Annotated in this window: 22 protein-coding genes; 3 read left to right on the top strand and 19 right to left on the bottom strand. The window is 72.0% G+C overall.

The window, feature by feature from the left end:
- Window positions 1-37 precede the first annotated feature (37 nt).
- Window positions 38-988 (top strand): RluA family pseudouridine synthase, encoded by a 951-nt coding sequence (locus SZN_RS24420; protein ID WP_043732820.1) that lies wholly within the window; start codon window positions 38-40, stop codon window positions 986-988.
- Here SZN_RS24420 and SZN_RS24415 read toward each other — a convergent pair.
- The 5 genes from SZN_RS24415 to SZN_RS24395 all read right to left on the bottom strand — a co-directional run bounded on the left by SZN_RS24415 (window position 982) and on the right by SZN_RS24395 (window position 5570).
- Window positions 982-2451, bottom strand: a complete 1470-nt coding sequence (locus SZN_RS24415; RefSeq protein ID WP_007499819.1) for a cytochrome P450 — start codon at window positions 2449-2451, stop codon at window positions 982-984. The genes SZN_RS24420 and SZN_RS24415 overlap by 7 nt on opposite strands.
- Before the next feature lie 117 nt (window positions 2452-2568).
- Window positions 2569-3189, bottom strand: coding sequence for a GTP-binding protein (locus SZN_RS24410; RefSeq protein ID WP_007499817.1), 621 nt, complete (start codon window positions 3187-3189; stop codon window positions 2569-2571).
- Window positions 3170-3580 (bottom strand): DUF742 domain-containing protein, encoded by a 411-nt coding sequence (locus SZN_RS24405; protein WP_043732816.1) that lies wholly within the window; start codon window positions 3578-3580, stop codon window positions 3170-3172. The genes SZN_RS24410 and SZN_RS24405 overlap by 20 nt, the downstream gene beginning before the upstream one ends.
- Window positions 3577-3984, bottom strand: coding sequence for a roadblock/LC7 domain-containing protein (locus tag SZN_RS24400; RefSeq protein WP_007499813.1), 408 nt, complete (start codon window positions 3982-3984; stop codon window positions 3577-3579). Before SZN_RS24400 ends, SZN_RS24405 begins: the two co-directional genes overlap by 4 nt.
- Window positions 3981-5570 carry a sensor histidine kinase gene (locus SZN_RS24395; RefSeq protein ID WP_078508905.1) on the bottom strand — a complete coding sequence of 530 codons (1590 nt, stop codon included), beginning with the start codon at window positions 5568-5570 and terminating at the stop codon, window positions 3981-3983. Before SZN_RS24395 ends, SZN_RS24400 begins: the two co-directional genes overlap by 4 nt.
- A 526-nt stretch (window positions 5571-6096) precedes the next feature.
- Here SZN_RS24395 and helR point away from each other — a divergent pair.
- Window positions 6097-8352, top strand: coding sequence for an RNA polymerase recycling motor ATPase HelR (gene helR, locus SZN_RS24390; protein WP_007499809.1), 2256 nt, complete (start codon window positions 6097-6099; stop codon window positions 8350-8352).
- Window positions 8353-8419: 67 nt separating this feature from the next.
- Here helR and SZN_RS24385 read toward each other — a convergent pair whose 3' ends face one another.
- The 11 genes from SZN_RS24385 to SZN_RS24335 all read right to left on the bottom strand — a co-directional run bounded on the left by SZN_RS24385 (window position 8420) and on the right by SZN_RS24335 (window position 19993).
- Window positions 8420-11272, bottom strand: a complete 2853-nt coding sequence (locus tag SZN_RS24385; RefSeq protein WP_043732809.1) for a DEAD/DEAH box helicase — start codon at window positions 11270-11272, stop codon at window positions 8420-8422.
- A 115-nt stretch (window positions 11273-11387) separates the two neighbouring features.
- The gene (gene tatC / locus SZN_RS24380; protein ID WP_007499806.1) at window positions 11388-12332 is read right to left on the bottom strand and encodes a twin-arginine translocase subunit TatC; all 945 of its coding nucleotides are present in this window, start codon (window positions 12330-12332) and stop codon (window positions 11388-11390) included.
- 48 nt (window positions 12333-12380) lie between these two features.
- Window positions 12381-12674 carry a Sec-independent protein translocase subunit TatA gene (gene tatA, locus SZN_RS24375; RefSeq protein ID WP_007499804.1) on the bottom strand — a complete coding sequence of 98 codons (294 nt, stop codon included), beginning with the start codon at window positions 12672-12674 and terminating at the stop codon, window positions 12381-12383.
- A gap of 322 nt (window positions 12675-12996) precedes the next feature.
- The gene (locus SZN_RS24370; RefSeq protein WP_043732806.1) at window positions 12997-13191 is read right to left on the bottom strand and encodes a hypothetical protein; all 195 of its coding nucleotides are present in this window, start codon (window positions 13189-13191) and stop codon (window positions 12997-12999) included.
- 57 nt (window positions 13192-13248) lie between these two features.
- Window positions 13249-13539 (bottom strand): hypothetical protein, encoded by a 291-nt coding sequence (locus SZN_RS24365; RefSeq protein WP_007499801.1) that lies wholly within the window; start codon window positions 13537-13539, stop codon window positions 13249-13251.
- Between the two features lie 67 nt (window positions 13540-13606).
- Window positions 13607-14611 carry a helix-turn-helix transcriptional regulator gene (locus tag SZN_RS24360; protein ID WP_007499799.1) on the bottom strand — a complete coding sequence of 335 codons (1005 nt, stop codon included), beginning with the start codon at window positions 14609-14611 and terminating at the stop codon, window positions 13607-13609.
- Window positions 14612-14630: 19 nt separating this feature from the next.
- Window positions 14631-15584 carry a helix-turn-helix transcriptional regulator gene (locus SZN_RS24355; protein WP_007499797.1) on the bottom strand — a complete coding sequence of 318 codons (954 nt, stop codon included), beginning with the start codon at window positions 15582-15584 and terminating at the stop codon, window positions 14631-14633.
- A 142-nt stretch (window positions 15585-15726) separates the two neighbouring features.
- Entirely contained in the window at window positions 15727-16098 is a 372-nt protein-coding gene (locus tag SZN_RS24350; protein ID WP_007499795.1) for an FKBP-type peptidyl-prolyl cis-trans isomerase, read from the bottom strand.
- A 55-nt stretch (window positions 16099-16153) separates the two neighbouring features.
- Window positions 16154-17131, bottom strand: a complete 978-nt coding sequence (locus SZN_RS24345) for an FKBP-type peptidyl-prolyl cis-trans isomerase (RefSeq protein ID WP_007499794.1) — start codon at window positions 17129-17131, stop codon at window positions 16154-16156.
- A gap of 231 nt (window positions 17132-17362) precedes the next feature.
- The gene (gene pafA / locus SZN_RS24340; RefSeq protein WP_007499792.1) at window positions 17363-18724 is read right to left on the bottom strand and encodes a Pup--protein ligase; all 1362 of its coding nucleotides are present in this window, start codon (window positions 18722-18724) and stop codon (window positions 17363-17365) included.
- Window positions 18725-18733: 9 nt separating this feature from the next.
- Window positions 18734-19993, bottom strand: a complete 1260-nt coding sequence (locus tag SZN_RS24335) for an MFS transporter (protein WP_007499790.1) — start codon at window positions 19991-19993, stop codon at window positions 18734-18736.
- A gap of 101 nt (window positions 19994-20094) precedes the next feature.
- Here SZN_RS24335 and SZN_RS24330 point away from each other — a divergent pair, with 101 nt between their 5' ends.
- Window positions 20095-21111, top strand: coding sequence for a LacI family DNA-binding transcriptional regulator (locus tag SZN_RS24330; protein WP_007499789.1), 1017 nt, complete (start codon window positions 20095-20097; stop codon window positions 21109-21111).
- Window positions 21112-21185: 74 nt separating this feature from the next.
- Here SZN_RS24330 and prcA read toward each other — a convergent pair whose 3' ends face one another.
- From prcA to SZN_RS38975, 3 genes are all read right to left on the bottom strand, one after another.
- Window positions 21186-21959 (bottom strand): proteasome subunit alpha, encoded by a 774-nt coding sequence (gene prcA, locus SZN_RS24325; RefSeq protein ID WP_007499788.1) that lies wholly within the window; start codon window positions 21957-21959, stop codon window positions 21186-21188.
- A 60-nt stretch (window positions 21960-22019) separates the two neighbouring features.
- A complete protein-coding gene (gene prcB, locus SZN_RS24320) occupies window positions 22020-22865 on the bottom strand; it encodes a proteasome subunit beta (protein WP_043732800.1) in 846 nt (281 codons plus the stop codon).
- Window positions 22817-23017 (bottom strand): endonuclease domain-containing protein (locus tag SZN_RS38975; RefSeq protein ID WP_043732824.1); only part of this gene is annotated, 201 nt, incomplete at its 5' end. The genes prcB and SZN_RS38975, both read right to left, overlap by 49 nt.

The raw sequence follows: 23017 nt of genomic DNA, 5'->3' as shown, positions 1-23017 counted from the left end.
GCCCGCGCGCCCCGCCCGCCCCGTAGGCTTCCTGGTGATGAGACGCCGCACCCAGCCCCCGCCCTCCCCGCTGCCGCAGCGCGACGGCATCGACGCGGCGCGGGTGCGGCTGCCCTTCGAGGGGACCTGGGCCACCGTGCGCGAGCACCTCGTGCAGCGGCTCGCGGCCGCCGGGCCGGGCGTCGTCGCCGGGATGTTCGACGCGGGCCTGATCGTCGGCGCGGACGGTGCACCGGTGCGGGCGGACGCCCCGTACGAGCCGGGCATGTTCGTGTGGTTCCACCGCGAGCTGCGCGCGGAGACCGCGGTGCCGTTCCCGGTGAAGGTCGTCCACCGCGACGCGCACATCGTCGTCGCCGACAAACCGCACTTCCTCGCCACCACACCGCGCGGCAGCCATGTCACCCAGACCGCGCTCGCCCGGCTCCGCACGGAACTGGACCTGCCCTCGCTGGGCGCCGCGCACCGCCTCGACCGGCTCACCGCCGGGCTGGTGCTGTTCACCGTCCGGCCGCGGGAACGCGGCGCCTACCAGGCGCTGTTCCGCGACCGGCGGGTGCACAAGGAGTACGAGGCCGTGGCGCCGTACGAGGCCGCGCTCGCCCTGCCCCGGACGGTGCGCAGCCGCATCCTCAAGGAGCGCGGGGTGCTCGCCGCACGCGAGATCGACGGTGAGCCCAACGCCGTCACCCGGGTCGAGCTGACCGAGCACCGCGCCGACGGACTGGGCCGGTACCGGCTGCTGCCCACCACCGGGCAGACCCATCAGCTGCGCGTCCACCTCAACGCCCTCGGGGTGCCGATCCTCGGCGACCCGCTGTATCCGCAGGTGGCCGCCCCCGTACCGGCCGGTGACTTCCGGCGCCCGCTGCAACTGCTCGCGCGAACCCTGGAGTTCACCGACCCGGTGACGGGGGCGGCCCACCGGTTCCGCAGCACGAGGACCCTCGGCGCCTGGGACTCGTACCGCGACTGGGCCGGTCAGTAGCCGCGCCACCAGCGCAGGAACCGCCGCCAGGCGCCGTCCTGCCGGACCGGTTCCGGGGCGGGCGGGGCCTGCCTCGGGAACGCGGGCGGCTCCGCGGCCGGGGCGGGCGCCGGCGGGGCCGTGCTCACCTGCCAGGCGGCGCGCTGCGGCGGGACCGTGGCCCGGCCCGGCCGCTGCTTGACGTCCTGCGGGGGCTTGGGGGCGAAGCGGACGGGCAGTTCGACGAGGTGGCGCGCGGCGATCGACTGCCGCCAGTACAACTCCTCCTCGGAACAGTCGAGTTCGACGTCGGGCAGCCGCATGAGCAGTGCGTCGACACCGACTTCGGCGATCGCGCGGCCGATGTCCGCGCCGGGGCACTCGTGCGGGCCGCCGCCGAAGGCGAGGTGGGAGCGGTTGCCCATCATGTTCGCGGACAGGTCGGGACGCACCCGCGGGTCGACGTTGCCCGGGGCGGGGGCGAAGAGCAGCCCGTCGCCCCTGCTGATGCGCCTGCCGCCCAACTCCGTGTCCTGCTTGGCGAAGTAGGCGAAGACGGTGCTGAACGGCGGCTCGTCCCACAGCGACTGCTCCACCGCCTCGGGCACCGTCATCTGGCCGCCGCTGAGCTGGGCACGGAAGCGGGGGTCGGTGAGGACCACCCGCAGCACGTTGGCGAGGAGGTTGGCGGTGGCCTCGTAGGCGGCGATGAGCACCACGCGCAGGTGCTGGCCGATCTCGTCGTCGGTGAGCCGGGCCGGGTGGTTGATCAGGTGGGTGGCGAGGTCCTCCTCCGGCCGGGCCCGGCGCTGCGCGGTGAGCCGCATCAGCGCGTCCATGATGTAGGCGTTGCTGGCGATCGCGGTCTCGGTGCCCTTGAGCATGTCGCGGGCGGCCTCCACGATCCGGTCGCCGTACTCGTCCGCCATGCCGAGGATCTCGCACATCACGGCCATCGGCAGGTGCTCGGCGAACTGCCCCACCAGCTCCGCGCTGCCCTCCTCGCAGAACCGGTTGACGAGGCGCTGCGTGGAGCGGTTGATGTGGCGGCGCATGCCGCGGTGGTCGATGGTCGACATGGCGCCGGTGACCGCGCCGCGCAGCCGCAGATGCTCGTCGCCCTCGGCGTGGGAGCAGATCGGCTGCCAGGCGATGTGCGGCATCAGCGGGTGGTCGGGCTTGACGCGGCCCTCCAGGAGCGGGTTCCAGATCCGGCTGTCCCGGCAGTACTGCGACGGGGTGCGCACCATGTGCAGGTTCTCGGTGTGGCCGAGGACCACCCACATCGGCACGTCGTCGTGGAGGAGGACGGGCGCCACCGGCCCGTGCTGCTCGCGCAGTTGCTCGTAGAGCCCGTCCAGGTCCTCGGCCTCGTGCAGCCGGTGCAGCCCTCCGGGGCCGAGGCCGTGGGCGGGGCAGCCGGGCGGCGGTGTGCCGGGCGGGTGGTCGTGCGTACCGGTCGGGGAGAAGGATTCAGGCGTCACTGTGGTCGCTCCGGAGTGCATGCGGCGGCTGGGGGGACGGGGCGGGAGAGGACGGGGCGGGCGGGAGAAGGCGAGGCTGGGCGGGCGGGTGGGACCGGCCCGCTGCGGCGCAGGGCCCTATCTGAGCGCGCCCGCCGTCGCGAGCGAGTGCAGGAAGGTCATCAGGGTCATCAGGACGTCCCGGCTGGAGGCCCGGCGGCGCACGTCGCACTCCACGATCGGGATCTCCTCGCCCAGATCGAGCGCGGTGCGCAGCTCGGCGAGCGGGTAACGCGGCGCGTCCGGGAAGGAGTTGACGGCGACGACGAACGGCACACCGCGCTCCTCCAGCCGCCCTATGACGTCGAAGCTGACTTCGAGGCGGCGGGTGTCGATCAGCACGACCGCGCCCAGCGCGCCCTCGAACAGCCCGTTCCACAGGAACCAGAAGCGCTCCTGGCCGGGGGTGCCGAACAGGTACAGCACCAGTTGCTCGGTGATGCTGATGCGGCCGAAGTCCATGGCCACGGTCGTCGCCGTCTTGGAGTCCGAGCCGAAGTTGTCGTCGACCCCGATGCCGGCCTGCGTCATGGTCTCCTCGGTGGTCAGCGGCCTGATCTCGCTGACCGACCCGACCATGGTCGTCTTGCCGACACCGAAGCCGCCCACGATCACGATCTTGACCGCGGCCTCGGCCGTGTGCGGCAACTGGTCCTCGGTCCGGGGGCCGGGGAGGGTGTCAGAGCCGTTGAAGTCCATGCATCACCGCTTCGAGGAGGGAACGGTCGGCGACGGACCGGCGCACGATCGGGGCGCGGGCCGTCACCAGTTCGGCCGTCAGCATGTCGGTGAGCAGGACCGTCATCGCGCTGAACGGCAGGTTCAGATAGGCCGAGAGTTCGGCCACGGACAGGGGTGTGGTGCACAGCCGCAGCAGTGCCGTCTGCTCGGGTGCGGCGGCGGGCGGCGGTTCGGCGCTCGACACGATGAGCGTCACGAGGTCGAGCTCGGCGCGCTCGCCGTCGTCCTTGCCTGCCACCACGAAGAGCCGTTCGGGCTTCCCGCCCTGCCGGGGCGATGCCCGCGGCGGTGCGGGCGGCGGGGGCGGCTGTTCCGCGGGCCGGCGCCGCCGGCGCTGGGGAGGGCTCATACGGCCTGCCCGTTGCGCCGGGGCGGACTGGTGAGGTGGGCGCCGATCCGGGCGACGAGGTCGGACATGCGGTTGCTCATCAGTCCGGGCTCGGCGAACGTGTCGGAGAGCACGGCGAGATAGGCGTTGGCGCCCGCGGCCATCAGGTAGAAGTAGCCGCCGTTGATCTCGATCAGGACCATCTTCATCTTGCCGTCGCTGTTCGGGATCTCCGAGGCGACCGCGCTCGCGAGGCTCTGGAGTCCCGCGCAGGCCGCGGCGACGCGGTCGGCGGTGTCGGGGTCGCCGCCGTAGCGGGCGATGCGCAGGCCGTCGGCGGAGAGCACGACGATCATCTCGATGCCCGGGACGCCGTCGTGCAAGTCCTTGAGCATCCAGTCGAAGTTGGCTCGCTGCTGGATCACGTGAGGTCCCCCTCGTCGTCGGCCTCGGCACGGGCCGGTCGGGTGCGCGGCTGGAGTGTGAGCGGGTCGGGCTTGTCCTTGAGTCCGTTCCAGAACGCCTCGACCCAGGCGCCCGGTACGGGCTCGTCCTCGGCCGGGGCGGGCTCGGGCTCGGGTGCGGGCGTCGACCAGACGGTCGGGCGGCCCTCCCGCTCGGCCTGTTCGATGGCCGCCTGCTCGGCGATCCGCTTGCTGAGCGGGGTCTTCATCCGGCTCCTGCGCTGCGGCAGACCGCCCGCGGTCCATTCGGTGACCACGGGGACGTCGTCCTCCATGGCGACGGCGGCGGGGATCTTCGGGCTGGTGGGGCGGCGCTTCTTGGGCGTGCGCTTGGGGCCTTCGAGGGCGCCGGGACCGAGTTTGGGCGCCGCTGCGGCACCGATGCCGTGGGCGTAGCCGGGCGCCGGGTCGCCGGTGAGCATCTCGCGCGGGATCACGAGCACCGCGCGGACACCGCCGTACGCGGAGGTGCGCAGCGAGACCTGCATGTCGAACGCCGTGCACAGGCGGCCGATCACGGCGAGGCCCAGCCGGGGGGACTCGCCGAGCTCCTGGAGGTCGCCGCCGACCTTGGCGCGCTCCAGCATGCCCTCGACCCGGGCCCGCGCCTCCTCGCTCAGGCTGACACCCGCGTCCTCGATCTCGATCGCGATACCGGTCTGCACCTCGGTGGCGGTGACGTGGACCTCGGTCTGGGGCGGCGAGTAGCGGGTGGCGTTGTCGAGGAGTTCGGCGGCGGCGTGGATCACCGGCTCGACGGAGATGCCGCGGACGTTGACCTGGGCGATGGAGTCCAGCTTGATCCTGCGGTACTCCAGGATGCGGGACATCGCGCCGCGCAGCACGCTGTAGAGCGGGACGGGGTCGGGCCACTGGCGGCCGGGGCGTCCGCCGCCGAGCACCGAGATCGAGTCGGCGAGGCGGCCGATCAGCATCGTGCCGTGGTCGATGCGCAGGAGGTCGTCGAAGACCTCGGGGTTGCGCCCGTGGTCCTCCTCCATCTCGCGCAGTTCCGCGGCCTGTTGGTGGACGATCGCCTGGACCCGGCGGGCGATGTTGACGAAGGAGCGCTGCGCGGAGTCGCGGAGGGCTTCCTCGTGGTCGATGATGTCGAGCATCGACTTCACCAACGTGATCTGCGGCGGCGGGAGTTGGGCGTAGGACGGCTCGATCTTGGCGAGGTCGCGGATCACCTCGTGGGGCGACTGCTCGCAGCGCAGCCGGTCGATCGCGGCGGGCACGACCTCGGTGGCGAGGCGGTGCATCTCCTCGTCGTGGGCGGCGATGCGCCGTTCCAGATACGCGGTGTGACGGGCGCCCTCGGCCCGCAGGTCCGCCAGGGCGCGACCGCGGCGCACCGCCTCGGCCGCGGAGGCGAGCACCAGGAGCATGGCCACGGCACCGCACACGCCGACGGCCGTCCGGGCCGGCTGCGCCACCGCGGCGACGGCGGCCCCGATCGCCGCGGCCATCACTATGGCGGGCAGCAACAGCACGCGGGTGTAGGGGAGTTCACGGCGACGGGGCGGGGATTGAACGCTCACCATGTGGGCCCTCTGAACTGGGTCGGGTGGGTGTAGGGGGAGCTTGCAGCGGGGAATGTCATGGGTATGTCGGGATCTTCCGCACTCTTGGGAACAAGCGCACGAATACACCTCAACTCGGTGCGCTGCGGGCGAGCTTAGTCCGACCGGATCATCGCTGAGTCATATTCAGCAAGCACCTGAAAAGGGGCGCGGGACAGGAGTACGCTCGGCTCCATTTATACGCTCAGATCATCATCGAACACGATGCGTGACGGCGTACGGGCGTACGGAAGCCACGCACGGTGACGGACGAGGGCCGGCCTCCGAAGGGACGGGCGGGGTCCCGTAACCTGAGGGCCTGCGCCGCCCGGCCGTCCCGCGCGGGGCACCCCGGGCCGCCCCGCGCAAAAAAGAAGGGCAGGGAGCCCAGGACTCCTCGCCACTCTCAACGTATAGCGCACCCGGGGGCTTGCGGCAAGACCCCCCTCGTGCCGCAGAATCACCGGCCTGAGCCGAAGACCTGCGGAAACGGGGAATCGTAGTGCGAATGTCGTCGCTGTCCAACGGATCGCGCGAGACCGAGGGGGCCACGGGCCACGCGGACGGAGCCGGGGCGGTGAGCCTGCCGTCCACCGCTCCGTTCGCCCTGCCCGAACGGCTGGCCGCCAAGGCCGACCCGGCCCTCGTCGCCGGGGACGAGGCGCACTTCGCCGCGATCGCGCGGTGCCTGGACGAGACGATCACCGACCTGACCGGCCGGCTCGCCGCCGAGCGCCGCGCGGCGGGCGGACTGGGCCGCCACGCGATGGACCGGGACACCGAGATCCACCGGCTGACCGCCCGGCTGCGCACCCTGAGCCGCTTCGGCCTGGACCTGTGCCTGGGCCGCATGGTCGCCGCCGACGGGACCGGACCCGTGTACGTGGGGCGGCTCGGCCTGACCGACAGCACCGGCCGCCGCCTGCTGATCGACTGGCGCTCCCCCGCCGCCGAACCCTTCTTCGGGGCCACCCACGGCAACCCGATGGGCCTCGCGAGCCGCCGCAGGTACCGCTGGACGCACGGGCGGATCAGCGACTACTGGGACGAGGTGTTCACTCCGGACGCACTGGACGGGCATGCCGCGCTCGACGACCAGTCGGCGTTCGTCGCGAGCCTCGGCAGCAGCCGCTCACCGCGGATGCGGGACGTCCTCGGCACCATCCAGGCCGACCAGGACGCCATCATCCGCGCCGGATCGCGGGGCGCCCTCGTCGTCGACGGCGGTCCCGGCACCGGCAAGACCGTGGTCGCCCTGCACCGCTCCGCCTACCTGCTGCACTCCGACCCGCGCCTCGGCCATCGCCGCGGCGGCGTGCTGTTCGTCGGACCGCACCGGCCGTATCTGGCCTATGTCTCCGACGTCCTGCCCAGCCTCGGCGAGGAGGGCGTGCAGACCTGCGTCCTGCGCGACCTCGTCGACGAGGGGGCCGCGGCCACCGTCGAGCCGGACCCCGAGGCGGCCCGGCTGAAGTCGACCGTGGACATGGTCCGGGCGATCGAGAAGGCCGTGCGGTTCTACGAGGAGCCGCCCACCGGGGAGATGACGGTCACCACGCCCTGGTCGCGGATCCCGCTCACCGCCCGCGACTGGGCGGTGGCGTTCGAAGCGGCGGAACCCGGCACCCCCCACAACGAGGCCCGCTACCAGGTCTTCGAGGAGGTCCTCACGATCCTGGTCGACAAGCACGAGCAGGACCCGTGGGGGGACGACGACGGCGAGGTCACGGCCGAGTCGCTGCGCCGATCGCTGGCCCGCAACAGGGAGCTGGTCGCGGCCTTCGACCGGGCGTGGCCGCTGCTCGACGCGCCCGACCTGGTCGGCGACCTGTGGTCGGTGCCCGCCTATCTGCGGCTGTGCGCGCCCTGGCTCGACCGCGACGAGGTGCGCCGGCTCCAGCGCGCCGACCCGCAGGCGTGGACGGTGTCCGACCTGCCGCTCCTGGACGCGGCACGCCAGCGCCTCGGCGATCCGGACGCGGCCCGGCGCAGGCGCCGACACGCGAGCGTCCTCGCCGCCCAGCGGGAGCGCATGGAGCGGGTCGTCGACAACCTGATCGAGGCGGTCGCGGACTCCGGCGCCGACATGGACGACGGCGAGGGCCTGGTGGCGATGCTGCGCGGCCAGGACGCCAAGGTCAGCCTGGTCGACACCGCCGAACTGTCCGAGGTCTCCCCGGACCGGCTGGCCGGTCCCTTCGCGCACATCGTCGTCGACGAGGCGCAGGAACTCACCGACGCCGACTGGCAGATGCTGCTGTCGCGGTGCCCGTCGCGCAGCTTCACCATCGTCGGTGACCGCGCACAGGCCCGGCACGGGTTCACCGAGTCCTGGCGGGAGCGCCTGGACCGCGTCGGACTGCACCGCGTCGCCCTCGCGTCCCTGACCGTCAACTACCGCACCCCCGCGGAGATCATGGCGGAGGCGGAGCCGGTCGTGCGGGCCGCGCTGCCGGACGCGAACGTGCCGACGTCCGTCCGCAGCGGCGGGGTGCCCGTCGTGCACGGCGCGGTCGGGGAGCTGGACGCGGTCCTCGGCGCCTGGCTGGCGGCGCACGCCGAAGGGACCGCCTGCGTCATCGGCGCACCCGCGTTCCGCCCGACGGACCGGGTGCGCTCGCTGTCCCCGGAGCTGTCCAAGGGCCTGGAGTTCGACCTGGTGGTCCTCGTGGAGCCGGACCGCTTCGGCGAGGGCGTCGCGGGCGCGGTGGACCGCTACGTCGCGATGACCCGGGCCACCCGGCAGCTCGTCGTCCTCGGCTGAGGGACGTAGCCGCGGCGCGGGGCCGGCACGGGGAAGCGCGCGGGAGCCGCGGCCGCTCCCCCGTGCCTCACCCCACGGACGAGTAGGCCACGACCCCGCGCAGCAGCCCCTCCACGGCCTTGCGGGCGTTCTTCGCGACGGTCGAGCCCTCCGCGGGCGCGGCGGCGGCGATCTGTCCGAGGACGTCGATGACCTGCTTGCACCACCGGACGAAGTCACCGGCCGGCATCTCCGCCTCGCGCAGCACCTCGTCCAGGCCCTTGCCGCTCGCCCACATGTAGGCGGCCCAGGCGAAGCCCAGATCGGGTTCGCGCTGGCCGACGCCCTCGGTCTGGCTGATCCCGAAGTCCTCCTCCAGCGCGTCCAGCCGGCCCCAGATGCGCACCGTCTCGCCCAGCGCGGCCTTGGCCCTGCCGGACGGCAGCTTGGGAGCCATCGCGTCGTCGCCGACCCGCGCCTCGTACACCAGCGCCGAGACGCAGGCGGCGAGTTCGGCCGGACCGAGGCCCTCCCAGACCCGCTCGCGCAGGCATTCGCTGGCCAGCAGGTCGAGTTCGCCGTAGAGCCGGGCGAGCCGCTTGCCGTGCTCGGTGACCTCGTCCCCGCGCAGATAGTCCAGTTCGGTGAGGAGGGCGACGATGCGGTCGAAGGTGCGCGCGATGGTGTTCGTGCGCCCTTCGATACGGCGCTCCAGGTGCGAGGTGTCGCGCAGCAGCCGGTGGTAGCGCTCGGCCCAGCGGGCGTGGTCCTCCCGGTCGTCGCACCCGTGGCAGGGGTGTGCGCGGATCGCCTTGCGCAGCCGGGCGATCTCCCGGTCGTCCGCCGCCTGCGAGCGCCGCTTGCGGTGGCGCTCCGGCGGGATGTGCCCGGCCTTGGTGCGCAGCGCCGAGGCGAGGTCCCGGCGGGACTGCGGGGAACGGGCGTTGAAGGACTTCGGGATCCGCATCCGCTCCAGCGCCTCCACGGGCACCGGGAAGTCCATCGCCGCCAGCCTCTTGACCTGCCGTTCGGCGGTCAGGACCAGCGGGCGCGGTCCGTCGTGGTGGTCGAAGCCGCGATGGCCGTTGGACCGCCCGGCGGGCAGTCCGGGGTCCAGGACCAGCGCGAGACCGGCGTACTTGCCCGTGGGGACGTGGATGACGTCACCGGGCTTGAGCTTCTCCAGGGCGACGGCCGCCTCCGAGCGCCGCTGCGACGCGCCCTGCCGGGCCAGCTCGGTCTCACGGTCCTTCAGTTCGCGGCGCAGCCGCGCGTAGTCCTCGAAGTCCCCGAGGTGGCAGGTCATGGACTCCTTGTAGCCGTCGAGCCCTTCCTCGTTGCGCTGCACCTGGCGGGAGATGCCGACCACCGACTTGTCGGCCTGGAACTGCGCGAACGACGTCTCCAGCAGCTCGCGGGAGCGGTGCCGGCCGAACTGCTCGACCAGGTTGACCGCCATGTTGTACGACGGCTTGAAGCTGGAGCGCAGCGGATAGGTACGGGTGCCGGCGAGGCCCGCGAGGTGCTCGGGACTGCTGCCTCGCTGCCACAGCACGACGGCGTGTCCCTCGACGTCGATGCCCCGGCGGCCGGCCCGGCCGGTGAGCTGGGTGTACTCGCCGGGGGTGATGTCGGCGTGCTGCTCGCCGTTCCACTTGACGAGCTTCTCCAGCACCACGGAGCGGGCGGGCATGTTGATGCCGAGGGCGAGGGTCTCGGTGGCGAACACGGCCTTGACGAGGCCGCGCACGAACAGCTCCTCGACGACCTCCTTGAAGGTGGGCAGCATGCCCGCGTGGTGGGCCGCTATGCCCCGCTCCAGACCCTCCAGCCATTCGTAGTAGCCCAGGACGTGCAGGTCCCCGGCGGGAATGGCGGAGGTGCGCTCCTCGACCAGGGCGCGCACCCGCTCCCTGGCCTCGTCGTCGTTCAGCCGCAGTCCGGCGAACAGGCACTGCTGGACGGCCGCCTCGCAGGCGGCGCGGCTGAAGATGAAGGTGATCGCGGGCAGCAGGCCCTCGGCGTCGAGCCGTTCGATGACTTCGGGGCGTCCGGGCGTCCACACGCGGGTGCGCTGCCGGCGCTCGCGCTCGCGGTCCGCCTCGCGCATGGCGCGGCCGCGTCTGCGGTCCTGGTAGGAGGGCCGGGTGGCCTCCATGCGGGCGAGCCGCGTGAGGTCTGGGTTGACGGCCTTCTTGTGGCCCTCGCCCTCCTCGAACAGGTCGTACATCCGGCGCCCGGCGAGCACGTGCTGGAACAGGGGCACGGGCCGGTGCTCGGAGACGATCACCTGGGTGTCGCCGCGGACGGTGTCCAGCCAGTCGCCGAACTCCTCGGCGTTGGACACGGTCGCCGACAGCGAGACGAGGGTGACCGACTCGGGGAGATGGATGATCACCTCTTCCCAGACGGCGCCGCGGAAGCGGTCGGACAGGTAGTGCACCTCGTCCATGACGACGTGGCCGAGGCCGAGGAGGGTCTGCGATCCCGCGTACAGCATGTTCCGCAGGACCTCGGTGGTCATCACGACCACCGGGGCTTCGGAGTTGATGCTGTTGTCACCGGTCAGCAGGCCCACCGTGCCGTCGCCGTAGCGGCGGCACAGATCGGCGTACTTCTGGTTCGACAGGGCCTTGATGGGGGTCGTGTAGAAGCACTTCTTGCCCTGCAGCAGGGCGAGGTGGACGGCGAACTCGCCCACGATCGTCTTGCCGGAGCCGGTGGGAGCGGCCACCAGGACGCCCTTGCCCGCCTCCAGCGCCTGACATGCCTCGATCTGGAAGGGGTCGAGGCCGAAGTCGTACATCTCGCGGAAGGACGCGAGCGCCGTGGCCTGCTCGGCAGCGCGCCTGCGTGCTGCCGCGTACCGCTCGGCCGGTGAGAGATCCTCTGTCATCGTGCTTTCGAGCGTACCGGGCGCCACTGACAACGGGACGATCATTATCCGGATCGGCCGCCGGCTCCCCCGGGACCCGTGCGGACCGGGGCCGCGGGACGGGGGCGGCCGGGTGCGTCCCGCGGGCGCCCCGGCCGTGTCGTCCCCGGTCGGACGCGGGTCAGGTCACGTCGTCGTAGCCGTTGACCCGCTCGGAGGTCGCCTGTTCGGGCAGGGTCCGGCTGGCGGCTACGGCTTCGACCTCGCCGACGCGCTCGGGCGTGAGATCGAGGTCGGACGCCTCGTCGTCGGCGGGGCCCTCCGCGTCGCGGCGGGCCCGGCGCCGGTCGTTGAGCACCGCGATGGCCGTCGCGCCGAAGTAGAGGACCCAGATGGGGCCCGCGAGGGCCAGCATGGAGATCGGGTCGGTGCTGGGGGTGGCGATCGCGGCGAAGAGGGTGATGCCCATGATCATGGCGCGCCACCAGCCGGCCATCTTCTCGCCGGAGAGCACGCCGCCGAAGTTCAGCATCACCAGCAGCAGCGGCAGCTCGAACGAGAGACCGAAGACGATGATCATCCGCATGATCAGCTGGAGGAGGTCGTCGAGGGGCAGCTGGTTGTCGCTGCCGATGATCGAGAACTCCAGCATGACGGACGCCATCTTGGGCAGCGACCAGTACGCGAAGTAGGCGCCCAGCACGAACAGCGGGAAGCCCGCGGCCACGAATCCGAGGGAGTACTTCTTCTCGTTGCGGTGCAGCCCCGGCGCGACGAAGGCCCAGAGCTGGTAGAGCCAGACCGGCGCGGCGAGCGCCACACCGGAGGACAGCGACACGGTGAGCGCCAGGGTGAACGGGCTGAGGAGTCCGTTCTGCACGATGCGCGCGCACTGGCTGTCACCGGTGGTCTTGGCCAGTTCGGCGAAGCTGTAGTCGCACCCCACCGCGCTGAGGATGGGGTCCGTGAAGAACTGGATGATGTCCTTGTAGAAGAAAGCCGCGACGATCGTCGTGACGACGATGGCCAGCAGGCTCTTCACGAGCCGGTTGCGAAGCTCGCGCAAATGCTCCGCGAGGGGCATCCGCCCCTCCGGATCCTTCTCCTTCTGGGCAGACTTGAGCAACCCACGTCCTCATCTCGTGCGGCGGGCCCGTCAGGGCCCGGCCCTGCGTCAGCGCTTGGTGGTGTCCGTCGGCTCGTTGACCGGGCGGGAGCTGCTCACGTCGCCGGGGGACGCCTGGATGATGCGCTGGGCGGGGGGCTGCTGGTCGTCGCCCGCCTGGTGCGGCGGGTCGGCCGGGGCGGCGGACTTGCCGTCGTCCTTCATCGCCTTCGCCTCGCTCTTCAGGATGCGCGCGGACTTGCCGAGCGAACGCGCCATGTCCGGAAGCTTCTTCGCGCCGAACAGCAGGATGATGACGACGAGGATGAGAATGATCTCGGGGGCTCCGAGCCTTCCGAACATAAGTCTTTACCTTCTCACCGAGGCGACTGGGTGGGGGTGCTGCCTGATCGCTCGGACATGCGTCCGAACCATCGCGTCGACAGCGATCGTAACTCCGGGGGGTGAACGTCAGGCAATCCCCGTGCGTACTGCTCCCTGTCCGCGGGCCGGGCCTCGTTCTCCGCCCCGCGACCAGCAGGGTACCTGTCCGTGCCATCCGGATGACAGGGCGAAGTAGCCCAAAACGCGCACGGGACGGGACTCATACCCAAACCTTTGACGTGCCCCGGTGCCGCGGCCGGGAAGCCCCGCCGAGCCGGTGGACCTTCCGGTCACCGCACTGCTAGAGGGTGTCCGCGGCGCGTGCCGCGCTCGCACTGGCGCGCTCCAGCTCCTCCGCGGCCCTGCCGATCCGCTCCGCGGACCGGGCCACCTGCCGCCCGAGGCGCTGGGCCTCCAGGAAGACCCGTACGGCGAGCACGCCGAGAACGGCGAGACCCAGGAACCCCACAGCTACCGCGAACATCGGCCAGAACATGACGCCGAGCCTAGTGCCGCGACAGGCGGTGTTCACCCCACCTGGGCGCCGGGCCCTCTACACCCCGGAGTGAAGCCGCAGGGTGCTGACCCCGCCGCCGGTCAGCAGCTCCACGATCCGCTCCCCGGCGGGCTTGCGCACGGACACCGCGCACTCGGGGCAGGTGAACGAGTAGAACGTCGTCCGGCTGGTGCCGCCGATGACGAGCCGCAGGGCGCCGGCCGCGAGTTCGAAGCTGCCCCGGCAGTCCGGGCAGCCCGCCTTGAACACCACCGGGGTCGCGCTTCTCATCCCCGCGAACGCGGACGACACCGTGATCCCCGGCACACCGGACGCCGACTCGTTCAAAGCCCTTGCTCCTGCCTGTCGAAGGCTGCTGCCGAACTGCCTGTCCACCGGGCCCCACCGCCGGGCCCTAACCGCCCCGGACCTCGTGCGCCCGGTGCGCCTCGACCCCGTCGTACGCGGCCAGCGCGTCGCGGGCCGCGTGCCGGGCGCTGTCGGCCAGCTCCGGCGGCGACACGATCCTGCCGTCCCGGCCCAGACGCAGCGCCAGCCGGCGCAGCGACGCCGGATCGGGGGTGCGCAAGGTGATGCGCAGCCCGCCGTCCGGGAGCTCGTCCGCGCTGTCGTGGGGGTAGTACTCGGCCACCCAGCGCCCGCCGGGGCCGACCTCGACGACGACCTCCGGGTCCTCCGCCGCGGGCTGCACCAGCCCCTCGGACAGGTCCCGCAGCTCGACCTCGGGCGGGGCCGACGGCTCGTCCAGGATCCGGATCTCGGCGACCCGGTCCAGCCGGAAGGTGCGCCGCGCCTCGGAGCGGCGGCACCACGCCTCGACGTAGGTGTGGCCGACGCTGACCAGGCGGATCGGGTCGATCTCGCGCTCGGTGAGCTCGTCCCGGGCGGGCGAGTAGTAGCGGATCCACAGCCGGCGGCGCTCGGAGATCGCCCGGTCGACGTCGGCGAAGACGCCGCCCTCGGCCTCGAAGGTCACCGACAGCCGCGCGCTGGCGCCGGCGGCCTCGCCGGCCGCGGTCTCCACCTTCGCCGTCGCCCGCAGCAGCGCCTGCCGGTCACTCTCCCGCAGTCCCGGCAGCGTGGCCACCGCCCGCGCGGCCACCAGCAGCGCGGTCGCCTCGTCGGCGGCGAGCCGCAGCGGCTCGGCCACGTCGTCGGGGTTGTGCCACCAGATGCGCTCGCCGTCGGTGTCGATGTCGAGCAGGTCGCCGCCGCGGAAGCTGGTGCCGCACATGGGCAGCACGTCGAGGTCGGAGACCAGCTCGTCCTCGGAGATGCCGAAGGCGCGCGCGACGTCCTCGACCCGGGCGCCGGGGCGCTCCCGGAGGTAGGTCACCAGGGAGAGCATCCGCCGGGTCTGGTCGATGGCGTTGACGGGCCTGACCGGTTTGCCTGCCACTGTCTTGCTCCGCTCCCCCTCAGCCCTTGGCCACGGCACGCAGCCGGTCCAGCACGTCGGCCCGCAGCTCCGCGGGCTCCAGGACCACCACGTCGGGCCCGAACTCCACCAGCCAGGCGTCCAGGCCACGGCCGTACGGAATCTCCAACTCGTCCCAGCCGTCGCCGAGTTCCCGAACCGCCGTGGCCTTCGCCCGAAGGGGGTAACCGGCGTCGGCGCGCAGCCGGATCAGCGCGGAGCGGTCGGCGGTCTCCCCCGCCCAGCCCGCGACGGTCTCGCGCACGGTGACGACGTCCGGCACGGGCGCGCCGAAGCGGCCGCCCCGGCTGCGGACCTTGCCGGTGATCCGCGAGAGCCGGAACACCCGCTCGGCACCGCGGTCGCGGTCCCAGCCCGCGAGGTACCAGTGGCCGCGCCAGCACTCCAGCGCCCACGGTTCGACCTGGCGGGGTTCGGGGCGGGCGGCGGTGGCCTTGCGGTAGTCGAAGACGACCGGGCGGCGGTCGCGGCAGGCCAGCATCAGCGGTTCGAAGGCGGCCTCGTGCACCGGGATCCGGGGCTCCAGCGCGCCGTGCGGCCCGTACGGGTCGACGTCCTCGGGCAGTCCGGCCGCGCGCAGCTTCTGCAGGGCGCCGCTGGCGGCCCCGGCCAGCCGGGCCTGCTGCCACACCTTCGCGGCCAGGCCGAGGGCGGCGGCCTCCTCGGCGTCCAGCGTGATGGGCGGCAGGCGGTTGCTGGCGCGGGCGGCGAGGTAGCCGACCTCACCGTCGAGGTTCTCCACCGTCTCGATGACCAGGCCGAGCTCGCGCAGGTCGTCCTTGTCGCGCTCGAACATCCGGTTGAAGGAGTCGTCGGTGCCGGCTTCCAGGTATGCCTCGATGGACTCACGCAGCTCGCGCTTGCTCAGCGGCCGCCGTGTCCCGAGCAGACACAGCGCCAGGTTCATGAGCCGCTCGGCCTTGGCAATGGCCATCGACGCCCTTCGCCTTCCCTATGGTGCTTAGACCGATGACCGTACCGCCCCGCGGCGGCCCGGCAAAAGCCGAGGGCCCATGCCCGGACAGGCATGGGCCCCAGGTGGTCGGGTCCGGTCGCGTCCCGATCGCCCGCGACGATCAGACGCCGAGCAGGTCGACCACGAAGATCAGGGTCTCACCGGGCTGGATCGCCGGGGTCGGGCTCTGGTCGCCGTAGGCGAGGTGCGCGGGGATCGTCAGCTGGCGGCGCCCGCCGACCTTCATGCCCTGCACGCCCTGGTCCCAGCCCTTGATGACTCGGCCGCCGCCCAGCGGGAAGCGGAACGGGGTCCCGCGGTTCCAGCTGGCGTCGAACTCCTCACCGGTGCTGAACGCGACGCCCACGTAGTGGACGGTGACGCTCTGGCCCGCCTGGGCCACCTCGCCGTCGCCCTCCCAGATGTCCTTGATCTCAAGGTCCGCCGGGGGCTCGCCGCCCGGGAAGTCGATCTCGGGCTTGTCGATGCTCACTTCATCACTCCTTGTTGCGTGACCCGGGCCGCGAAACGGTTCACGGACATCTCGGTCAGACGACGTCGAGGATATCCACGACGAAGACCAGGGTGTTCTTGGCCAGCTCGCTGTTGGGGGTGGCGCCGTAGCCCAGGGAGGGCGGGATGACCAGCAGGACGCGGTCGCCCACGTTCTTGCCGACGAGGCCCTTGTCCCAGCCCGCCACCACCGAGCCGGTGCCGATCTGGAAGGCGGTCGCCCCGCTGTTGTCCCAGGAGGAGTCGAACTTCTTGCCGTCCTCCCACTTGACCCCGGTGTACTGGGCGACCAGGCCCTGACCGGCCTGGACCTTCCTGCCGTCGCCCTTGATCAGCACCTGCTGCTTGAGGTCCGCGGGGGCCTTGGTGTTCGCCGGGACGGTGATCACCGCCGCCTTCCGCGACGGCGCCTTCACCTCGGGCAGACCGGCGGCCGAGGCCGCCGTCTCGCCCTTGACCTCGGCCTTGGCGTCGACACCGGCCGCGCCGACGACGTCGACCACCCAGATCAGGACGTCCTTGGCGGCGATGCCGGACGCCGTGTTCAGGCCCTGGCCGATCAGATCGCCCGCGGTGCCCTGCACCAGGACCCGGCTTCCCGGCTTCTTGCCCTTGACGGCGTCGAGGACCTTCGGCGGGAGCTGCTGGCTCGGCTTGCCGATCTGCTCGACGGACTGGCGGCGCGCCGCGCCACCGGCCGCGGGCTGCCAGGTGCCGCCCAGTTCCTTGCTGTCGCCCCACTTCTCGACGGTCCAGTCCAGCCGCACGATGTCGTCGGCCCCGACCGGGGCGCCCTTGCCCGGCGAGACCGTCTCGATCACGGTCTTCTGCGACGGGTCGCCGTCCTTCGGCGTGGAGATCCTGGGCTTGGCCCCGACCTTGCCGTCGATCTCGGCGACTCCCGCCTGGCCGCCGCCGTTGCTGTCGTCGCCGTTTGATCCGCACGCGGCGGTGAACAACAGGGCGGGCACGGCCAGCAGCGCGGCGACGTGGCGTTTCGTGTTGTGTTTCATCAGTCCCACTGGGCTAGGGAGTGGCGGGCAATGGGCGCCACTGTACGACGAACGCGCCGCGCGCACCGGCCGCAGCACGACACGCCGCCCTCCGGAGCCCTGGCGGACCGGGCCGCGCCGCCACGGAGAGAGCCGGTGCCGGGGCGCGCCCCGGCGGAAAAGCCCGGGGCCCGGAGGTGTCGACACCTCCGGGCCCCGGGCCCACCGGCTGCCGGGCGCACGCGCGCCCGCTCACATCCCGGCGATCAGCTTCTCCACCCGGTCGTCGACCGAACGGAACGGGTCCTTGCACAGGACCGTCCGCTGCGCCTGGTCGTTCAGCTTCAGATGGACCCAGTCGACCGTGAAGTCCCGGCGCTGCTCCTGGGCCCGCCGGATGAAGTCGCCGCGCAGCCGCGCGCGCGTGGTCTGCGGGGGCACGGACTTGCCCTCGAAGATCTTCAGGTCGTTGCAGATGCGGGCCGCCTGCCCCTTCCTCTCCAGGAGGTAGTACAGCCCTCGGCGGCGGTGGATGTCGTGGTAGGCGAGGTCTATCTGCGCCACCCGCGGATGCGACATGGTCATGTTGTGCTTGGCCCGGTACCGCTCGATGAGCTGGTACTTCATCACCCAGTCGATCTCGGTGCCGATCCGGTCGAGGTCCTCGGCCTCGATCGCGTCCAGGGTGCGGCCCCACAGCTCCAGGACCTGCTCGACGGTGCCGGTGCGGATCCCCCGGCGCTCGCAGAAGTCCACGGCCTTCTCGTAGTACTCGCGCTGCACCTCGAGCGCCGAGGCCTCCCGGCCGCTGGCCAGGCGCACCTTGCGGCGGCCGGTGATGTCGTGGCTGACCTCGCGGATCGCCCGGATGGGGTTCTCCAGGGTCAGATCCCGCATCACCGTGCCCGCCTCGATCATGCGCAGCACCAGATCGGTCGCGCCGACCTTGAGAAGCATGGTCGTCTCGGACATGTTCGAGTCGCCCACGATCACATGCAGTCGCCGGTAGCGCTCGGCGTCCGCGTGCGGCTCGTCGCGGGTGTTGATGATCGGCCGGGACCGGGTCGTCGCCGAGGAGACGCCCTCCCAGATGTGCTCGGCGCGCTGGCTGACGCAGTACACCGCGCCCCGCGGGGTCTGGAGCACCTTTCCGGCGCCGCACAGCAGCTGCCGGGTCACCAGGAACGGAATGAGGATGTCCGCGAGCCGGGAGAACTCCCCGTGCCGTGCCACCAGATAGTTCTCGTGGCACCCGTAGGAGTTGCCCGCCGAGTCGGTGTTGTTCTTGAAGAGGTAGACGTCGCCCGCGATTCCCTCCTCATGCAGGCGTCGTTCGGCGTCCACCAGGAGTCCTTCGAGAATGCGCTCGCCGGCCTTGTCGTGGGTGACCAGTTCGGTCACGTTGTCACATTCGGGTGTCGCGTATTCCGGATGCGATCCCACGTCGAGGTACAGGCGGGCGCCGTTTCGAAGAAAGACATTGCTGCTACGGCCCCATGACACGACACGGCGGAAGAGGTACCGCGCCACCTCGTCAGGCGACAGGCGGCGCTGTCCCCTGAACGTGCACGTGACGCCGTACTCGTTCTCCAGCCCGAAAATGCGGCGGTCCATGACTGAACATTACGCCCGATCCCCCGAGCTGAAACGGGGTTCGACGGCACGGTTTGGATCATTTTCCGGTGAAGCCGCAACAACCCCGCCCCTGCCGGGAGCTGCGAGGACCCGTCCCGTGGCCAGCAGCACCAGCAGCGACACCGCAGCCGCCGCACCCGGTACGGCGAAGCCCCACAGGGCCCCTCCGGTCTCGACCACCGGGCCCGCAAGGCCCGTTCCCACCGAGGCACCGACCGTGAACGTCGTCACGAGCCAGGAGAACGCCTCGGTGACCGTCCCCCGCGGCGCGTGCCGGTCCACCAGTACGAAGGCGCAGGCGATGCACGGTGCCAGGAACACCCCGGCGAGGACCGCGAGGAGCGTCATCCCGACCACCCCCGGCATCAGCGTCAGCGGCAGGTAACACACCGCCAGAAGGGCCACCAGGAAGCGCAGTCGGCGCGCGGGCTCCCCGCCCCACCGCCGGGCCCCGTACACCGCGCCGCCGATCAGCGCGCCGAACCCGAGGCCCGCCATCAGCGCGCCGTACACCACGTCGCCGCCGTGGTCGTCGGCGTACGACACCGCCGCCACCGCGATCGAGCCCATCGCCATCCCGACGAACAGGAACGCGGCCAGCAGGGCCAGCAGCCCCGGGGAGCGCAGTGCCCCCAGCCAGTGTGCCTCCCGCGGTTCCGACCGCCACGCGCGCGAGGGCGGCGACACCACCACGGAGAGGGCGCCGAGCACCCCGATCACGTTCAGCAGCACCAGCGCGGCCTGCGCCGACCACAGCGAGGCGCTCAGCGTCAGCAGCAACGGGCCGACCGTGAACAGTACTTCCTGCGCCACCGCGTCCATCGCGTACGCGGTGTGGACCTGGCCCTCCTTGTGCAGGACCGAGGCCCACAGGGCCCGCAGACCGCCCTCCAGGGGCGGCGCGAAGAGTCCGGCGGCCGCCACCGACGCGTACGCGAGCGGCAGCGGCGCGATGCCGACGAGGGCGAAGACGGTGGTCGCGACCGCCGAGGCCAGCGCGGCGGGCAGCTGCACCCGGGGCTGGCCGTACAGGTCCACCAGCCGCCCCAGCACCGGCTGGCCCACGGCGTTGGCGACGCCGTACGCCGCCGCGAGTCCGCCGGCCAGGCTGTACGAGCCGCCCTCGGCGCGCACGAACAGCAGGATGGCGAGGGCGGCGACCGCGTTCGGCAGCCGGCCCACCAGCGTGCCCGCGAGCAGGCGCGCGGCATGCCTCGCCCTGAGGACCTCCAGGTATGCGCCGGTCATCGGCCGCGCCGCCCTTCCAAGGAGAGGTTTTACGTATAACGTCCGTCGTCATACGTACCATGTGCGCTGTTCGGGAGTCCAGACGAAGGAGCGGGCGGACGGTGGCATCAGGCAGCACCCGGCCCACCAGCCGGGACGTGGCGCAGGCGGCCCGCGTCTCCCAGGCATCGGTCTCGCTCGTCCTCGGGGACAAGTGGCGCGGCCGGGTCTCCGCCGCCACGGCGGAACGCGTCCGCGCGGCGGCCCGCGACCTCGGCTACCGGCCGAACCTCGCCGCCCGCAACCTGCGCCTCGGCCGCACCCGCACCGTGCTGCTGGTCGTGCCCGCCCTGACCACGGAGTTCTTCGCGGGTGTCTACACCGGGGCCGCCCGCCTCGCCGCCCGGCACGGCTTCGGCGTCGTCCTCTACCCCTCCCCCGAGGGCATCGGCCCCGCCCGCGACCCCTTCGCGTCCGCCCAGGCGGCCCTCGACGGTGTGATCGCCTCGTCCATGGCCGCCGACGCCCTCACCGCCATCCGCGGCGACCAGTTGCCCCTGGTGATGCTCGACAGCGATCCCGCGGGCAGCCTCGGCGCCGCCACGGTGAACCTGGACATCGCCGACGGCGTCCGGCAGGCCGCCGCCCATCTGCTCGGCCTCGGCCACCGCCGCTTCCTGCACCTGGCCGCGGACATCGCCTCCTGGACCTTCGCGGTCCGCGCGCGCGAGCTCGCCGCAGGGCTCGGCGCGGTGCCCGGCACCTCCCTGCGGACCGTCCGCGCGCCCCTCTCCATCGACGGCGCCCTCGCCGCCGCCGAGAGCGCGCTCGCGCCCGGCGGCGACCGTCCCACCGCGGTCGTCTGCGACGACGACAAGCTGGCCGCCGGTGTCTACAAGGCGGCCCGGCGCCTCGGCCTGCGGGTCCCCGACGACCTGTCCGTCACGGGCCTGGACGACCTGGCCCTCGCCACCGCGCTCGACCCCGAGCTGACCACCGTCCGGCTCGACGCCGAACTGTTCGGGGAACGCGGTATGCAGGCCCTCCTGGCCGTCCTGGAGGGGCGTGAGCCGCAGGGGGGCGACATTCCGGTCCAGCTGGTCGTACGAGGCTCCACAGCGCCGCCCGGGAGCCTCTGACGGCTCTCCGGACGCGCTTGTGCCCCGGCCGGGCGGGCGGCCGGGGCACAGCGGACGGCACAGCGGGGGCGGTACTACTCCTCGGAGCCGCCGGACGGCTTCCCGGAGTCCTCCGGCTCCTCGGCGCTCTCGGCCTCCGTGGCCGCGCCGTCGGCCTCAAGCAGCCGCGCCAGCTGACGCCCCACGATCCGCTTGAACTTCCTCGACTGCGGACGCGTCCGGTCAAGGACGGCGACCTCCAGGCGATCGTCGGGAATCTCCCGCTGCGAGCCGTTCGACTCACGCGACAGCGCCTGCACGGCCAGCTTCAGGGCCGCCGCGAGCGTCATGCCGTCCTCATGGCGCTGATCCAGGTAGGTGCTGATCAGCTCGGCGTTGCCGCCGACCGCGACCGAGCCGTGCTCGTCCACGATGGACCCGTCGTGGGGCAGCCGGTAGATCTGGTCGCCCTCCGGCGTCTCCCCGACCTCGGCGACGACCAGCTCCACCTCGTACGGCTTCTCCGCCGCCGAGGAGAAGATCGTGCCCAGCGTCTGGGCGTAGACGTTGGCCAGACCGCGCGCCGTCACGTCGTCGCGGTCGTAGGTGTAGCCGCGGAGGTCGGCGTAGCGCACTCCGCCGATCCGCAGGTTCTCGTACTCGTTGTACTTGCCGGCGGCCGCGAAGCCGATCCGGTCGTAGATCTCGCTGAACTTGTGCAGCGCGCGGGACGGGTTCTCGCCGACGAACACGATGCCGTCGGCATACTGCAGCACGACCAGGCTGCGACCGCGGGCGATGCCCTTGCGGGCGTACTCCGCCCGGTCGGCCATGGCCTGCTGGGGTGAGACATAGAACGGCGTCGACACCGGTTATCCGTCCCTTTCTGTCGAAGTCACAGGATCACCTTGATGAGACCGGGCCGCCGGCTACAGCAGCGCGGCCCGAGGGCCGTCGGGCTGCGCCAGGCGCCGCTCCAGGATGGAGCGGGCGATCTCGGAGGACTCGTCGTCGCCGAGCCGGCGGAAACCGTCCTCGGTGATCACGGTGACGATCGGGTAGATCCGGCGGGCGACGTCCGGACCACCGGTCGCCGAGTCGTCGTCAGCCGCGTCGTAGAGGGCCTGCACCACGAGGGTGGTGGCCTCGGCCTCGCCGAGGTCGTCACGGTAGAGCTTCTTCATCGCGCCCCGCGCGAAGATCGAGCCGGAGCCGGTGGCGGCGTACCCCTGCTCCTCCGAACGGCCGCCCGTGACGTCGTAGGAGAAGATCCGCCCCCGCTCCCGGTCGACGTCGTAGCCGGCGAACAGCGGGACCACGGCCAGGCCCTGCATGGCCATGCCCAGGTTGGACCGGATCATGGTCGACAGCCGGTTCGCCTTGCCCTCCAGCGACAGCTGGGCGCCCTCGACCTTCTCGAAGTGCTCCAGCTCCAGCTGGAAGAGCTTGACCATCTCGACGGCCAGACCGGCGGTGCCGGCGATGCCCACCGCGGAGTACTCGTCGGCGGGGAACACCTTCTCGATGTCGCGCTGGGCGATCATGTTCCCCATCGTGGCCCGCCGGTCACCGGCCAGCACGACGCCGCCCGGGAACGTCACGGCCACGATGGTCGTGCCGTGCGGCGCCTCGATGACGCCCTTGGTGGGCGGCAGTTGGCGGTTGCCCGGCAGCAACTCCGGCTGCTGCGCGGAGAGGAAGTCCATGAAGGAGGAGGACCCAGGCGTCAGGAAGGCAGCTGGCAGACGCCCGGTGCTACGAGTGTTGGCTTCCACGCGATTCCTTCCAGGTAAGCAGCAGCCCGCCTTGTGACGTCGGGCCGATCCTTGAACTGCCCCAGTGCGGCATTGCAGCTGAAGCGCCGTACGCCACGGACCCTACCCGTCCCGTGGCGGTGATCCACATGCTCGGGCGAAGCCGCCGTGAC

The sequence above is a fragment of the Streptomyces zinciresistens K42 genome (assembly GCF_000225525.1).
In the GTDB taxonomy this organism is placed as follows: domain Bacteria; phylum Actinomycetota; class Actinomycetes; order Streptomycetales; family Streptomycetaceae; genus Streptomyces; species Streptomyces zinciresistens.
The sequence above is the reverse complement of the archived record's forward strand: the minus strand, read 5'-3'. Positions and strand labels throughout refer to the sequence as shown.

Excerpts from the sequence above, each read along its gene's own strand:
- pafA (WP_007499792.1), bottom strand. The coding sequence starts at position 18,724 with ATGGACCGCCGCATTTTCGGGCTGGAGAACGAGTACGGCGTCACGTGC.
- SZN_RS24345 (WP_007499794.1), bottom strand. The coding sequence starts at position 17,131 with ATGAAACACAACACGAAACGCCACGTCGCCGCGCTGCTGGCCGTGCCC.
- helR (WP_007499809.1), top strand. The coding sequence starts at position 6,097 with ATGTCGTCGCTGTCCAACGGATCGCGCGAGACCGAGGGGGCCACGGGC.
- tatA (WP_007499804.1), bottom strand. The coding sequence starts at position 12,674 with ATGTTCGGAAGGCTCGGAGCCCCCGAGATCATTCTCATCCTCGTCGTC.
- SZN_RS24405 (WP_043732816.1), bottom strand. The coding sequence starts at position 3,580 with ATGAGCCCTCCCCAGCGCCGGCGGCGCCGGCCCGCGGAACAGCCGCCC.
- SZN_RS24385 (WP_043732809.1), bottom strand. The coding sequence starts at position 11,272 with ATGATCGTCCCGTTGTCAGTGGCGCCCGGTACGCTCGAAAGCACGATG.
- SZN_RS24355 (WP_007499797.1), bottom strand. The coding sequence starts at position 15,584 with ATGGCCATTGCCAAGGCCGAGCGGCTCATGAACCTGGCGCTGTGTCTG.
- SZN_RS24335 (WP_007499790.1), bottom strand. The coding sequence starts at position 19,993 with ATGACCGGCGCATACCTGGAGGTCCTCAGGGCGAGGCATGCCGCGCGC.
- SZN_RS24395 (WP_078508905.1), bottom strand. The coding sequence starts at position 5,570 with ATGGTGAGCGTTCAATCCCCGCCCCGTCGCCGTGAACTCCCCTACACC.
- SZN_RS24410 (WP_007499817.1), bottom strand. The coding sequence starts at position 3,189 with ATGGACTTCAACGGCTCTGACACCCTCCCCGGCCCCCGGACCGAGGAC.
- SZN_RS24420 (WP_043732820.1), top strand. The coding sequence starts at position 38 with ATGAGACGCCGCACCCAGCCCCCGCCCTCCCCGCTGCCGCAGCGCGAC.
- SZN_RS24370 (WP_043732806.1), bottom strand. The coding sequence starts at position 13,191 with ATGTTCTGGCCGATGTTCGCGGTAGCTGTGGGGTTCCTGGGTCTCGCC.